10 protein-coding genes are annotated in these 14,437 nt (G+C 52.6%); 2 read left to right on the forward strand and 8 right to left on the reverse strand.

Features of this window, described 5'->3' with window-relative positions; all coding sequences use genetic code 11:
- Positions 1-114: 114 nt before the first annotated feature.
- From ACO2Q8_RS15150 to ACO2Q8_RS15165, 4 genes are all read right to left on the reverse strand, one after another.
- Complete coding sequence (locus ACO2Q8_RS15150) at positions 115-333, reverse strand: DUF6814 family protein (RefSeq protein ID WP_423345675.1); 219 nt, start codon at positions 331-333, stop codon at positions 115-117.
- Between the two features lie 12 nt (positions 334-345).
- Positions 346-1,872: an MFS transporter gene (locus ACO2Q8_RS15155; RefSeq protein ID WP_423345676.1), complete on the reverse strand. Its 1,527-nt coding sequence runs from the start codon at positions 1,870-1,872 to the stop codon at positions 346-348.
- A gap of 148 nt (positions 1,873-2,020) precedes the next feature.
- Positions 2,021-2,716 carry a carbonic anhydrase gene (locus ACO2Q8_RS15160; protein WP_423345677.1) on the reverse strand — a complete coding sequence of 232 codons (696 nt, stop codon included), beginning with the start codon at positions 2,714-2,716 and terminating at the stop codon, positions 2,021-2,023.
- Positions 2,682-4,295 carry a SulP family inorganic anion transporter gene (locus tag ACO2Q8_RS15165; protein ID WP_423345678.1) on the reverse strand — a complete coding sequence of 538 codons (1,614 nt, stop codon included), beginning with the start codon at positions 4,293-4,295 and terminating at the stop codon, positions 2,682-2,684. Before ACO2Q8_RS15165 ends, ACO2Q8_RS15160 begins: the two co-directional genes overlap by 35 nt.
- Before the next feature lie 141 nt (positions 4,296-4,436).
- Between ACO2Q8_RS15165 and ACO2Q8_RS15170 the strand changes: the two genes are divergently transcribed.
- Positions 4,437-5,684, forward strand: coding sequence for a THUMP-like domain-containing protein (locus tag ACO2Q8_RS15170; protein ID WP_423345679.1), 1,248 nt, complete (start codon positions 4,437-4,439; stop codon positions 5,682-5,684).
- Complete coding sequence (locus ACO2Q8_RS15175) at positions 5,681-6,391, forward strand: hypothetical protein (protein WP_423345680.1); 711 nt, start codon at positions 5,681-5,683, stop codon at positions 6,389-6,391. Before ACO2Q8_RS15170 ends, ACO2Q8_RS15175 begins: the two co-directional genes overlap by 4 nt.
- 227 nt (positions 6,392-6,618) lie before the next feature.
- On the opposite strand, the gene ACO2Q8_RS15180 is transcribed toward ACO2Q8_RS15175, so the two are convergent.
- From ACO2Q8_RS15180 to polA, 4 genes are all read right to left on the reverse strand, one after another.
- The gene (locus ACO2Q8_RS15180) at positions 6,619-9,096 is read right to left on the reverse strand and encodes a bifunctional UDP-N-acetylmuramoyl-tripeptide:D-alanyl-D-alanine ligase/alanine racemase (protein WP_423345681.1); all 2,478 of its coding nucleotides are present in this window, start codon (positions 9,094-9,096) and stop codon (positions 6,619-6,621) included.
- Between the two features lie 110 nt (positions 9,097-9,206).
- On the reverse strand, positions 9,207-10,286 hold the full coding sequence (gene corA, locus ACO2Q8_RS15185; protein WP_423345682.1) for a magnesium/cobalt transporter CorA: 1,080 nt from the start codon (positions 10,284-10,286) through the stop codon (positions 9,207-9,209).
- Positions 10,287-10,406: 120 nt separating this feature from the next.
- A complete protein-coding gene (locus tag ACO2Q8_RS15190) occupies positions 10,407-11,273 on the reverse strand; it encodes a universal stress protein (RefSeq protein WP_423345683.1) in 867 nt (288 codons plus the stop codon).
- 190 nt (positions 11,274-11,463) lie between these two features.
- Positions 11,464-14,433, reverse strand: a complete 2,970-nt coding sequence (polA, locus tag ACO2Q8_RS15195) for a DNA polymerase I (protein ID WP_423345684.1) — start codon at positions 14,431-14,433, stop codon at positions 11,464-11,466.
- Between the last annotated feature and the right edge of the window lie 4 nt (positions 14,434-14,437).

Consider the following 14,437-nt stretch of genomic DNA (forward strand, 5'->3'; position numbering starts at 1 on the left):
ACTACGATTATTTGCGGTTTTGCGGTAAGCTTAGAGGAGAAATGCCTGTAAAATCGGCCACCGACGCAAGTATTCAACGGGGTCAAAAACCGGGTTAGCGCCAGCCAACTAATCCTATTTATCGTATTCCCCCTGCCAAGCATACCGCCCAAACAACGCCAGCCCAAGGGTGATGGGCAGGAAAATTACGACGATCACGAGCCAAAACACGAAATCCTCCGTGCTGGCCGTTTCAGAAGAAAGTTGCCGGATGGTTTGGTACGGTAAGCCAATGAGTAGAGCCAAACCGACCAGCATCCAGACCAGTCCAAGTAGTTTTTTAAGTTGATTCATCACGATAAGGGCTTAGTCGTCAGCGGTTTTATATTGTTTTTTGTCGATATACAAGGCCCCAATAACCAGACAGACGGCGGCAATCCCGATGGGATACCACAAGCCTTGCAGGTAGGCATCCGGCGAGCCGGTTTTCTTCGCCGTTTCGACCAGGCTGGTCGCAATGAAAGGCGTCAAACCGCCAAAAACACCGTTTCCGATGTGATACGGCAACGACATGGACGTGTACCGAATCCGGGTCGGAAACAGTTCGACCAGAAACGCGGCAATCGGGCCATAGACCATCGTGACATACAACACCTGGACCAGCACCAAAACCGTCATCAGCCAGAAGCTTTCATTGCTCAGGGTGACTTCTTTAATCACCGCCGTTGACGCCGACCCGGCCGGGGGCTGGGTTTCGCGCAGGATGGTGCCGTCTTCAAAATGCCGTACCGTTGCGGTGGTTGTCTTAAACTCCTTCGTTCCTTCGATCCGCTCCTGTTTGGTTTCAATGGTCCGCTGGAACGTGTACTCGGTTTTCTGGTTCACGTCGGCCAATGTGTACATGGCTTTGTAAATGGGTCGATAGGTGAGTACACCCAGGAACATCCCGGCCAGCATGATATTCCGGCGACCGATGCGGTCGGACAACCCACCGAAGATGACGAAAAAGGGCGTGGCCACCAGCAAGGCCAGGGCGATGATGTAATTCGACTGAACAAACTCGACGTTACAGATTTTCTGGATGAACGACAACGCATAAAACTGCCCGGTGTACCAGACCACCCCCTGCCCTGCCGTGGCCCCGAACAAGGCCAGCAGCACCATTTTCAGGTTCGCTTTTTTGCCGAAGCTTTCCTTCAGCGGGTTGGTCGATACCTTACCCTCTTTCTTGATTTTCTGAAAAAGCGGAGATTCGGACATCCGCAGCCGGATGTAAATCGAAATGCCGACCAAAAAAGCCGACAACAGAAACGGCACCCGCCAGCCCCAGGCGTTAAACGTATCGGTTCCCATCGCCTGGCGCGTCAGCAAAATGACGCCGAGCGACACAAACAAGCCGAGCGTGGCCGTCGTCTGAATGAAACTCGTAAAATAACCGCGTTGGTTGTCGGGCGAGTGTTCGGCCACATAGGTAGCCGCTCCGCCATACTCACCACCCAGCGCCAACCCCTGCACCAGCCGGAGCAGCAACACGAGCGCCGGTGCCAGCATGCCGATGGCTTCGTAGCCCGGCACACAGCCGATGAGAAACGTCGAACCACCCATGAGCACGAGCGTCAGCAAAAAGGTGTATTTCCGGCCCACCAAATCGCCCAGGCGACCAAAAACCAGCGCCCCGAACGGCCTGACAATGAAACCGGCGGCAAAGGTGGCCAGGGTGGATAAAAAACCGGCGGTCGGGTTGTCTTTGGGAAAAAACTGGGCGGACAGAATCGTCGCCAGACTACCAAAAATGTAGAAGTCGTACCACTCGATCAGGGTGCCGACGGAGGAAGCCGTAATGACCCGCCAGACCCCGCTTGTTTCGGGGGCTGCGGATGGTTTAATGCGCATGTACTATGAAGGGTTTGTTGGAATACACCCTAAAAAAGCAACATAAACCGCGTTTTTCCTACAACCAGAAGGAATTAAGAGTTAAGAATTAAGAGTTATGAGTTGGCTCCGCCGTTTCCAGGAAAGTGGCACAGCCAACTCATAACTCTTAACTCTTAATTCTAGTTAACAGCCGGATATCCGTCGTCAGTGACTTCGCCAGGCCGTCTTTGGTGCCCAGTTCCTTCACGATGTCAACATGGGCCTGATCTTCCGACGATAAGTCGATGATTTCTTTTAGCTGACCGTTTCGCATGTCGAATACCCAGCCGTGAAGCCACAATTCCTGCTTCCGGTTCCAGGCATCCTGGATGATCGACGTTTGGCCAAGGTTATACACCTGCTCACGGGTGCTGAGTTCTACCAACCGGTCGAAACGGGTAGGCTCGTCGGTGATCTGGCCCAGTTCCTCGGCATACTTCCGTTTTACGATCTGAATGTTCTGCAACCAGTTGTCGATCAGCCCAAAGCGTTTATCCAGCAAAGCGGCCTTTACCCCGCCACATTCGTAGTGTCCGCAGATAATCACATGCCGCACTTTCAGCACCTCGACCGCGTATTGCAGCACGCTCAGCAGGTTTAAATCCGAAGAAATAACCTGATTGGCAATGTTCCGGTGAACGAACATTTCACCCGGCATCGTGCCGGTAATTTCCTCCGCCGACACGCGGCTGTCGGAACAACCGATCCAGAGAAACTGTGGTTTCTGATCGGCCGACAGCGTATCGAAATAAGACTCGTCAAGTTCCAGTTTATCCAGCGCCCAGGCCTTATTCGCTAATAGTAATTTCTCGTGTGCGTGCATTGCGTAGGCTGCGTTTTTTGAGTGAGATATTCTTTAGCTCATATTTAATATTCTGTGTATGAGCGGTTTCCTTAAAATCCAGCAAGATATTGTAAATATCGTGGTCGATGAACGACGCATGCGTACCGTCTACCAAGACCTGATCGCCAGGCTGCAATTCACGCAGAGTTTGTTTCAACTGCGGTTTAATCAGAAAATAGAGATCTTTCTGAATTTTAATCAACACCTTGTTGCCATCCCGAACCACCCGGAATGCCGTCTGGAAGTTGGTAAATAACACAAACAGAATGCCGACCACCAGCCCGATGCCGATCCCGATCAGCAAATCGGTAAACACAATCCCTAAAACCGTGACAACAAATGGAATAAATTGATAAACACCTTCCTGGTAGGTTTTCTTAAACACCTGAGGATTAGCCAGTTTATAGCCAACCATAATCAGCAAGGCTGCCAGACACGAGAGTGGTATCAAATTGAGCAACGGAGCCCCCAGAAAAACCGCCAGCATCAGGAAGATTCCGTGAGTAATTGCTGAAACCCGCGTTTTGCTCCCGCTGTAGACGTTGGCCGAGGTCCGGACAATAACCGATGTCAGGGGCAGTCCTCCGATCAAACCCGAAATCGTGTTGCCGATACCCTGAGCGACCATTTCCTGATCCGGTGACGAAACACGTTTTTCCGTATCGAGTTTGTCGGCCGCTTCGAGGTTCAACAGGGTTTCCAGACTGGCAACGATAGCAATTGTAATGGCCGTGACATAGACCTTCGGATTACTTAATGCGCTGAAATCCGGGAAAAAAAAGATTGAAAAAATACTCTCCCCGGGTTCGATCGCCGGGATTTGTACCATGTGCTGATGGGCGGAGGTCCCAAGATACCAGTCGGGTTTAACCACACGGAATAACTCATTCAACCCAATACCGAGCACCACCACCGCCAGCGCACCGGGGAAATTCCGGAAGAAGGAAACGCCTTTTTTGGCCGCTTTTTCCCAAAAATAGAGTAATAGAAAAGAGGTTAGGCTAATAATAACCGCTCCGGTGCTGGCTGTTTCAATCGCCCGGTAAATTTCAGAAATTGTGTTTTCACCATCAGCCAGTTGCTGAAAAGCAAATTCGCCTTCAAAATCATTGTCACGACCAAGTGCGTGCGGGATCTGTTTCAGAATAATAACCAGCCCAATCGCAACGAGCAGCCCGCGAATAACACTATCGGGAAAATAACCGCTAAATTTACCAGCCTTGAGCAGGCCCAGGATAAACTGGATAATCCCGGCAAGGACGACTGCGGTTAAGAAAACTTCGAAAGCGCCAAGGTTGTTGATGCTGTCCGCAACAATCACGGCCAGTCCGGCCGCCGGACCACTTACGCTAACTTCAGAACCCGACAGAAACCCAACAATGATTCCGCCGATCATCCCGGCTACCAACCCGGCAAACAAGGGTGCGCCCGACGCCAAAGCAATACCCAGACAAAGAGGTAAAGCAACCAAAAAAACGGATAAACCGGCTGGCAAATCGGATCGAAAGGTAGCAGGCGAATACCTTGCCAGTGTCTTTAGGGGACTAAAGAGTTTCATACAAAAAGTTATGGATTAGATTGTGTGACGTGTTAACTAAAGCTTTCGTTGTTAAACAAAAACTCTGTATCAGCAAAAATCGGAATTAATTTTAACCCTTTTTTAATCTGACCTGAATAATTTCCACAATTTCTCCCGTCCATGATCGATATTACGCCTGCCGAACAGGCCTTCATCCTGACCCACCTGCACGATGACCCGCATACGTTCCTGCTTCGTCAGGCCCTTACCGACGGCATTCGCCCCAAAATTGTAGCCGCCCAACTGGTTGCCCGGCAAAAAGCCCGTACTAAACTGCCGACCTGGTATGCCCATCCTGATCTGGTCTTTCCGCCCGCCTTGTCCGTCGAACAGGCTTCTTCGGAACGGACAGCGGCTTATAAAGCGTCCATTTTATCCCAAAACACGCCAAAACCAGCGCTGGTGGTCGATCTGACCGGCGGCATGGGCGTGGATGCGCTGGCTTTTTCGCGGCAGGCCCATCGGGTCGTTTACGTGGAGCAACAAACCGAACTGGCCGAATTGGCGGTTCATAACCTGACCCGTCTGGGCGGCACCAACCTTGCGTTTCCGAATCAGGAGCAACCCGGTGTGGACGCCAGCGGTTTTATGGCTACGTTTGACGAAAGAGCCGACTGGCTGTATCTGGACCCCGCCCGGCGCGACCGCCAGGGGGGCAAGGTGGTCCGGCTGGAAGATTGCGAACCGAACGTGCTGGATTGGTACCACGATGGAAACAAAACCGGTTTTCGGAACAAAACCACGGCTATTTTGCTAAAGACCTCGCCGTTAATCGATATTGAATCCGTGCTGCGGCAATTGCCGGATGTGGCCGCCGTGCATGTTGTTTCGGTCGACAATGAATGCAAAGAAGTGCTCTTTGTACTTCGGGCGGAACCGTCCGAAGACGTGGAAATAGTAACCGTAAACCTGCGTTCAGCCGGCCAGGACGACCAGTTTATTTTCCGCCGAAACGACGAACGAACCGTTCCTGTGCATTTCAGCGATCCATTGCGTTACTTGTACGAACCCAATGCGTCTATATTGAAAGCAGGGGCTTTCCGGGTGCTGGCCGAACGGTTGGGCTTGTCTAAATTGGCTCCTAACAGCCATCTCTACACCAGTGAAAAATGGTTGCCCGGCTTCCCGGGTCGCAGTTTCGAGGTGCTCGGAAGTTGCAAACCGGATCGAAAAGACGTGCACGCTTTTTTACCGGACGGCAAAGCCAACCTGAGCGTCCGAAATTTTCCGGAACCGGCTGAAACTCTGCGCAAAAAATTACATGTTGCTACGGGGGGCGACCTCTATCTGTTTGCCACCACGCTGTTCGACAAGAAGAAACGAATTTTAATTACACGAAAACCACTTTATCCATCGTTATTAGAATGAAAACGCTTGTATTTCGCCCGTTCTTATCCATGTTGTTTTGTCTGGGGATTCCGGTCTTTCTGCTCGCTCCGATTTCCGGCCGGGCCCAAACCGTGTCATCGGCCACGGAAAAAGTCGATCAGATTTCACTCGTTGGGCTTTCGCTGAATGTGCCGATTGAAGGGAAGTTTGTCGAGAAAGAGTGGGAAACCCTCGTTAAATCGTACGGCAAGGTGGCAACGGGCCGCAACGGGGTTTACAAAATTCCGGCAGCCAACATACCGGCTCTTTCCAACGAACCGCTGAATGTCGCCAGCCGGGTTTCAACCGAGCGTAACAAAGCCACGGTTTTTGTGGCTGTCGACAAAGGAAATGCCGATTATGTCAAACCCGGCAGTCCGATGTACGACCAGGTTGAAACGTTACTAAAGGATTTTGCGGAACGAACCCGGATTAATTACGACATCAAATTAGCCGATGATTCGTTTCAGGAAGCCCAGAGAAAACAGGACAAGCTGGTCAAACAAAGCGAAAAGCTGGTTCGGGATCTGGAGCGAAACAAGAAAGAAAAAGACAACCTGGTGAAGCGGATGGACGAAAACGCCCGCGAACTGGAACAATTGCAACGCGATACCGAAACGAACAAAACCGATCGGGAAAGCGCGGCCAAAGAACTGGAAGTAAAAAAGCAGGCACTGGAAGCCGCCAGGGTCAAGCTGCCGAAATAGATTTTTGAGTAGTAAGAAATTGTCTGTTTTACCTCCCCTAAAGGGGCTTAATGATCCTGATTTGAGAGCCCGGCACCGGCCGTCCAGCCTTTAGGGGGTTGGGGTATTATAAAAGAAACCGGGATGGAGAAGCAGCACGCTTCCCGCCCGAATGATCCCTGTGAGAGCGGTTTGTGGGGACAGATGAGGCCCGTCAGTCGGAATCCGGCTGGCGGGCTTTCTTTTTGTCAGGCCCGGTAAAACACGCGTTTCACGCGTTCGCTGACACCGGTCAGGATTTCGTACGGAATGGTACCGATACGGGCCGCCAGTTCGCCAATAGGAATCTGAGTTCCGAACAATTCGACCTCATCCCCTTCCTGAGCCGCTGCTGCTGTGACGTCGATCATCGTCATGTCCATGCAGATGCTGCCAATCGTCGGGCACAACACGCCATTCACCCAAACCTGGCCGACACCGTTGCCGAGTCGCCGGTCGTAGCCATCGGCATACCCAATGGCCAGGGTCGCAATCCGGGCATCGTGCGTCAGCACTCCGCGACGGCTGTAGCCCACGGTTTCTCCGGCTTTCAATTCTTTAATCTGGCTGATGACGGTTTTGAGCGTACCCACCGGCTTCACCTGCTGCGGTTCGAGTTTGCTGGCTTCGACGCCGTACAACCCGATGCCGAGCCGGACCATGTCCAGCTTGAATTCCGGCAGACGAACGATTCCGGCCGAATTAAGCAGGTGACGCAGCGGTCGATAGCCGAGGTACTTTTCGAGCAACACCGCCCCTTCCATCAAACGCCGATGCTGTTCCTGGGAAAAAGGCGTATGTTCGGCCTCATCCGAACCAGCCAGGTGGCTGAAGATCGACGCCACCCTAAGCGTTGGATTTGCCTTGAGAAGTAGCCCCAGCCTTTCCACTTCCTGCGGTAAAAATCCCAGCCGGTGCATTCCGGTATCCAGCTTGATGTGTATCGACGGAAGGTCGGCTAACGATGGCTCGCCAGCCAGAAACCGGTTCCATTCGTCCAGAATCCGGAAGCTGTAAATTTCCGGTTCCAGTTGGTAATCCAGCAGTTGCCGAAACGCCTGTACCGACGGATTCATGACCATGATCGGCAACCGGATGCCATTTTCCCTTAGGGCGACGCCTTCGTCGGCGTAGGCCACGGCCAGGTAGTCGACGCGGTGGTGCTGGAGCAAACTGGCTACCTCGGCGCTCCCGCTCCCGTAGGCAAACGCCTTGACCATCACCATGATCCGGGTCTGCGCTCCGACTTTATTCCGGTAAAAGTTCAGATTATCCGTCAATGCATCCAGGTTGATTTCCAGCACCGTCCGATGCGATTTCTGCACAAACCGGTTCACAATGCCCTCAAACGAAAACCGCCTGGCACCCTTCACCAGAATGACAGCGTCGGTCAGTTCGTTCAGGAACTCCGATCCCAGCAATTCTTCCGTGTTGGCAAAAAACCGGGATGGAATGGTAAAGACCGTCCGATGCCGTCCTATTTCCGGCCCTACCCCAATTAGTTGTGTTACGCCTTTTTCGGTGACCAGACGCGCAATTTCGGCGTAGAGTTCATCCGGTTTCAGTCCCGTTTCGAGCATGTCCGACAACACCAGTACTTTCTGGCGGGTCTGATCCTGTTGATTCAGAAAATCAAGGGCGATTGACAAGCCCGCCAGATCGTTGTTATAGGTATCGTCAATGAGCAGATTGCGGTGAATGCCCTCTTTCAGTTCAAGCCGCATGGAAACCGGTCGCAACTGTGCGAACCGACCCTGCAATACGTTTTCGTCCGTTACGCCCAGTACCAGCGAAGCCAACAATACGTGCGTGGCGTTTTCGAGCGAAGCCGAATCGGAAAACGGCACTCGAACATGGTAATTCCGGCCTTCCCAGGTTACCTCTAGTTGAGTCCCGGCAGGCTGGGGATTAAAGGAAACCGGCACCCCGGTGTCATCTTCCGTACTCCAGTCAATCAGGCGAATCGAAGGGTTGACGGCTTTGAGCAGCAAATGAATTTCTTCGTCGATTTCGGTGTACGACTTCCGGTAAATCAGCGTTTCGGACTGCCGGAACAGCCGTAGCTTTTCGGCCACTTTCTGTTTCTGGCTCCGAAACCCTTCGTCGTGGGCCGAACCGACGTTGGTAAATATCCCGATGGTCGGACGAATAATCGACTGAAGCGCCTGCATTTCAGCCGGTTTTGAAATCCCGGCTTCAAAAATACCCAGCGTATGCTCTCCATTCAGCGGCCAGACCGACAACGGTACGCCCAGTTGTGAGTTGTAGCTTTTCGGGCTTTTCTGAATCCGGAAATCGGGGGCCAGAACCTGCGCCAGCCACTCTTTCACAATGGTTTTACCGTTACTGCCGGTGATGCCCACCACCGGAATGTCGAACTGGCTACGGTGTCGGGCGGCCAGATCCTGCAAGGCTCTCAGGCTGCTGCTAACCTCCCAGATTCGGGCGTCGGGCATCCGGGCCAGATCGTGTCGAATCTCAGGTGTCAGGGCGGACGTTTCAACCACAAACTGCCGGACGTTTTTTCGGTACAAGTCCGCAATAAACTGGTGACCATCGTGGTGTTCGCCCCGAATGGCAAAAAAAAGCGGTTCCGCCGATCCGCTCCGGGTCACCGACGGCACCTGCCGACTGTCGGTCAGCGGATACACATCGGAGGTATTGATGTCGAATTCCTGAATAGTCATGAAATACTTAAAAAACCGTTTGAGGTTTAACGTTTAAGGTGCGGACGCATTCTTCATCCGCGACCTTAAACGTTAAACCTCAAACCTTAAACGTCAGACGTTAAACCCAATTAAAACCACCGTCGTCGCCGGAAATAGACAACCATCAGAACCGTTAGAACGGCCATGACTGCCAGAACGACGTAATAACCGTTACGGGTATGCAGCTCAGGCATATTGTCGAAGTTCATTCCGTAAACGCCGACGATGAACGTTAAGGGCATAAAAATAGCGGAAAAAATCGTCAGTGTTTTCATAACCGCATTCATCCGGTTGCTGTTGGTCGAGAGGTAGACATCGAGCAAACTGGTGGCGAGTTCGCGGTAGGAATCGATGCTGTCGAGCACCTGCACCACGTGATCGTAGAGGTCCCGCATGAACGGCATGGTCGTCGGCCGGATCAGTTCGCTTTCTTCCAGCAACAGCCGGTTGATCATTTCGCGCACCGGCCAGACCAGTTTCCGCATCAGCGTCAGCTCGCGCCGGAGGGTATACAGTCGGGTCAGCGTCTGCTGACTGGCAACTTGTTCTATGATGCTGTTTTCCAGCACTTCCAACCTTTCGCCGATTGTGTCCAGAACCACAAAATAATGGTCTACGACCAAATCCATGAGGGCATACAGCAAGTAGTCGGGGCCGTTGCGCCGGGTTTTACCAGCCGAAGCCTGGATACGGTCGAGGATGGGTTGAAACAGATCCGCTTTTCGTTCTTCCTGAAATGAGATCAGGTAGTTTTTACCCAATACGAAACTCAGGTGTTCGCTCTCCAGTTCCTGCCGTATTTTATTGAAATACAGCATTTTCAAGGTCGCAAACAAGTAGGAACCGTCGTACTCCTCGAGCTTCGGCTTTTGCTGCGAATTCATCACATCTTCGAGCAACAACGGATGCAATTGATATTGCTGCCCAATGCCTGCCACAACCGCTGGCTCGTGAATGCCATCGACATCCAGCCAGGAAACTACGTTTGCTTCCTGAGTCGGAATTCGGCAGGCACTCAGGCGTTTGACTGGTTCAATCTCGTATCGGGCCTCATTGTACTCAATCCGCTGAATCTTGGTTTTGTAGTCAGTATCCTGCCCAACGTAGATCAGGGTGCCCGGCGAAGCCCCAATTTTCTTCTCAGAATGTTTGTACCGGCGTCTGCTCATAGTCATCTCGTACCTACGGACTTTAGTCCGTGTGAGTCTTCAAATCCAGTAGTTGATACCAACTTAAAGGTTCCCTAGCCCACACGGACTAAAGCCTGCGCGGCCCGGTCCGTGGGTACGTTAGTAATTTTCTTTAGCGTGATAGACCAGCACCGGCACGTCCGAACTCAGCACCATGCGTTTGGTTAGACTCGGGTTTAACAGCTTGCTCAGAAAATCCCGTTCGCGGGTGGCCATCACGAGCAAATCGACCTGATGCCTGTGAATGTATTTCGTCAATCCTTCGGCGACATTGTCGGCATCGACAGTGTCTTCTGCAAACCGGTTTCGGCCAAACTCGGCTTCAATCTGATCCAGAAACTGGCGGTCGTCATAGACGTTAGGCTGATTCAATGCCTTGATTTTCACCAGTCGAAGATTGGACTGAAACCGCCGGGCCAGATCAACTACCGGACGCAGAATGTGGTTTTCGTCAAATTCAAGTTGGGTCGCATACGCAATCGTTTCCAGCCGAACCGGGTGGTGTTTCCCTTCCTCCAGCGTCGGAACAACCAGTACTGGGCAATGCGCTGTCATGGCCACATCAGCCGCCGAACTGCCCGCCAGCCAGTCGAAAAAGCTATCAATGTGACTCCGGCCCATTACAATCAGGTCGGGTTGCAGCTCGTCGGCCACCTCCACAATTTCGCTGTCGATGGAACCAAACCGGGTTTCGATCCGGGTTCGGAAGCCCTCCCGCTCCAGTTGTTCGGCCAACTCGCGCAAATTCAGTTCGCCGACGTCTTCCATTTCCTGAGCGGCCATGATGCCCGCACCCACCTCGCCGGTTGGGAGTGTCGTATCCGGAATATACGGTTGGGTAACATGAGTCAGCACGATCGTGGCCTCCAGGCCATCGTTCAGGTAATTTTTGGTGATGTATTTTGCCCAGGCCAGGGCCAGATCGGATGTGCCGGTGAAATCAGTGGGAACCAGAATATTTTTCATTGTTTGAGGGATTAGTGATTCAATACTAACAAAAAAACCGGGCTTCCTTCCCGAAAACCCGGTTAATTCTTTGTTATGAGCTGTTCCGCATTTCGTTATTCGGTGTTCGTTATTCAATATTCGTTATTGATTTAAAGGCTTTACTATCAAATATTGAATAACAAACACCGAATAATGAAGTAACCCCTGGTCAATGCGCGTCCAGCCAGTTTTCCCCAAAACCGATGCCGGTTTCCATCTTCACGGCCAGCGGAATGGCATTGGCCATCAACTGCGAGACGTTTTCTTTCAGAATGTCCAACTCGTCCTTGTGGGCGTCGAATACCAATTCGTCATGCACGGTCAGGATCATGCGTGATTTCAGGCGGTTTTCGCGGATAAACTCGTCAATCTTGATCATGGCAATCTTGATCATATCAGCCGCCGATCCCTGGATGGGCGCGTTGATGGCGTTGCGCTCGGCAAAACTCCGGTCGGTCATATTCCGGGAGTTGATGTCGCGCAGGTAGCGCCGACGCCCCAGAATCGTTTCGGCATATTCGCACTCCCTGGCTTTCTCGATCGACTGGTCCATATACTGCTTGATGGCCGGGAAACCTGCAAAGTATTCCTGAATAATTTCGGCCGCTTCCTTGCGCGGAATCCGGAGCCGCCGGGAAAGCCCGAAGGCCGAAATCCCGTAAATAATCCCGAAATTGACCATTTTAGCCTTCCGGCGCATGTCGGAATCGACCTGATCGAGCGGCACTTTGAACACCTTGCTGGCGGTTTGCGTGTGAATGTCGATGCCGTTGTTGAACGCATCCAGCATCGTCTGATCTCCACTGAAAGCTGCCATGATCCGCAGTTCAATCTGCGAATAATCGGCCGACATGATCAGAAATTCGTCGCTGTGGGGTATGAAAGCCTTCCGGATTTCACGGCCTCTCGGCGTCCGGATTGGGATGTTTTGCAAATTCGGGTTGGTCGAACTCAAGCGACCGGTAGCGGCCACGGCCTGGTTGAACGACGTATGAATCCGGCCATCGCGCGGGCTGATCAGCAACGGCAGGGCATCCACGTAGGTGTTTTTCAGCTTGACCAGCTCGCGGTAATCCAGAATTTTCCGGGCAATTTCGTGGTCAGCTTCCAGTTCGGTCAATACCTCCTCACCCGTGGCATACTGCCCGGTTTTGGTTTTCTTCGCCTTGTTGTCGAGTTTTAGTTTATCAAACAACACCTCGCCCAACTGTTTTGGCGAACCGATGTTGAACGGCCCGCCCGCCAGTTCGTAGATTTCGGACTGCACCTGCCGCATATCGGTTTCGAGCGTGGCCGACAGTTCTTTGAGGGCATCCAGATCGACCTTGACTCCGCCCAGTTCCATCTCACCGAGTACCCGCACCAGTGGCATTTCGACTTCCTCGAACAGTTTGTTATGCTGGTTTTTTTCCAGCATCGGCGCAAAAATATCTTTCAGTTGCAGCGTAATATCGGCGTCTTCTCCGGCGTATTCGACCACTTTCTGCACTTCCACATCCCGCATCGACAACTGCTTCGGGCCTTTTTTCCCAATCAACGATTCGATCGAAACCGGCTCGTAATTCAGGTGGGTCATCGCCATGATGTCCATGTTGTGCCGCTGCTCAGGTTCGATGAGGTAATGTGCCACCATCGTGTCAAACAGTTTGCCCTGCACCTCCACGCCGTACTTTTTCAGCATCAGCATGTCGTACTTCAGGTTCTGGCCCACCTTCGTAATTGCCGGATTTTCAAAAACCGGCCGGAACTCGTCCACGATAGCCTGGGCCGCTTCGCGATCCGGCGGCACCGGCACATAAAAGGCTTCACCCTTCCGGTAGGCAAACGACAGCCCCACCAGATCAGCCTCGACCGGATCGGTCGAGGTAGTTTCCGAGTCGAAGCAAAGGGTTTCCTGCTGGTTCAGGTAATGCACCAAAGCTTGCCGCAAGTCGGGCGTATCGACCAGCCGGTAATCATGCACCACCGAGTAAATCGTCCGCCGGGGCTCGTGTCGACGCTCGTCTGATTCGGTTTCGGTCCAGTCGGCCTGCATGTCCGCTGTATTAGGGAGCACGGCCGGTTTTGCCTGTTTTTCAAAAGCCGCAATGGCCCGTTTTCGTGACGAATCCGACTCATCGACAAAAGGCAAATCGTCCGCGCCCGACGGGTTGGTCGCGCCGGGCTGAGACGCAGGAGCCAAAACCGCTTCGTCGAACAGGCCCATCTGGCCTTTGGCAGCCGGTTTTGAAGCCGGGAACGGATTGGTATCCGGTTCGTCGTCGCCCACCAGCCTTTTCCGCAGTTGCCGGAACTCGAGTTCATCCAGCAAAGCCGACAATTCGGGCTTATTGGGTTCGGTGTGCAACAAGGCGGTTTCGTTGAAATCAATCGGTACATCCAGGTGAATCGTCGCCAGTTGTTTCGACAACAGCCCCTGCTGGGCAAACTGGACTACATTTTCTTTCAGTTTACCTTTCAATTTATCGGCATTGGCGATCAGGTTCTCGACCGTTCCGAACTCGGCCACCAGTTTCTGGGCGGTTTTCTCGCCAACGCCCGGAATTCCGGGAATGTTGTCAACGGAATCGCCCATCAGGCCCAGCATGTCGGTGACCTGGCTAATCTCCTGAATTTGCCAGCGGTCCAGCACTTCCTTCACGCCTAGCTTCTCAGCCGCTTTGCCCATAAACGCGGGTCGGTAAACGTAGATATGATCTTCCACGAGTTGGCCGTAGTCCTTGTCAGGCGTCATCATAAACACCTCAAAACCGGCTTTCGACGCGCGCTTGGCGAGGGTTCCGATAATGTCGTCGGCTTCGTAGCCATCGAGCATCAGAATCGGGATGTTCATGGCCTCGACCAGCTTTTTGACGTACGGAATAGCAATGCTGATATCTTCCGGCATGGCCTGTCGGTTAGCCTTGTACTCCACAAAGGTTTCGTGCCGGAAGGTCTTTTTGCTGGTATCGAACGCGACACCGATGTGGGTGGGTTTTTCTTTCTGAAGAATCTCCAGCAGGGCATTCGTGAAACCAAATACACAACTGGTATTCAGGCCCCGCGAGGTGATGCGGGGGGCTTTGCTGAACGCAAAATGCGCGCGGTAAATGAGCGCCAGTGCATCCAGCAAAAACAATTTTTTCTCGGGTTTACTCATGGAT

Source organism: Larkinella sp. VNQ87, assembly GCF_049445795.1.
Lineage (GTDB): Bacteria > Bacteroidota > Bacteroidia > Cytophagales > Spirosomataceae > Larkinella.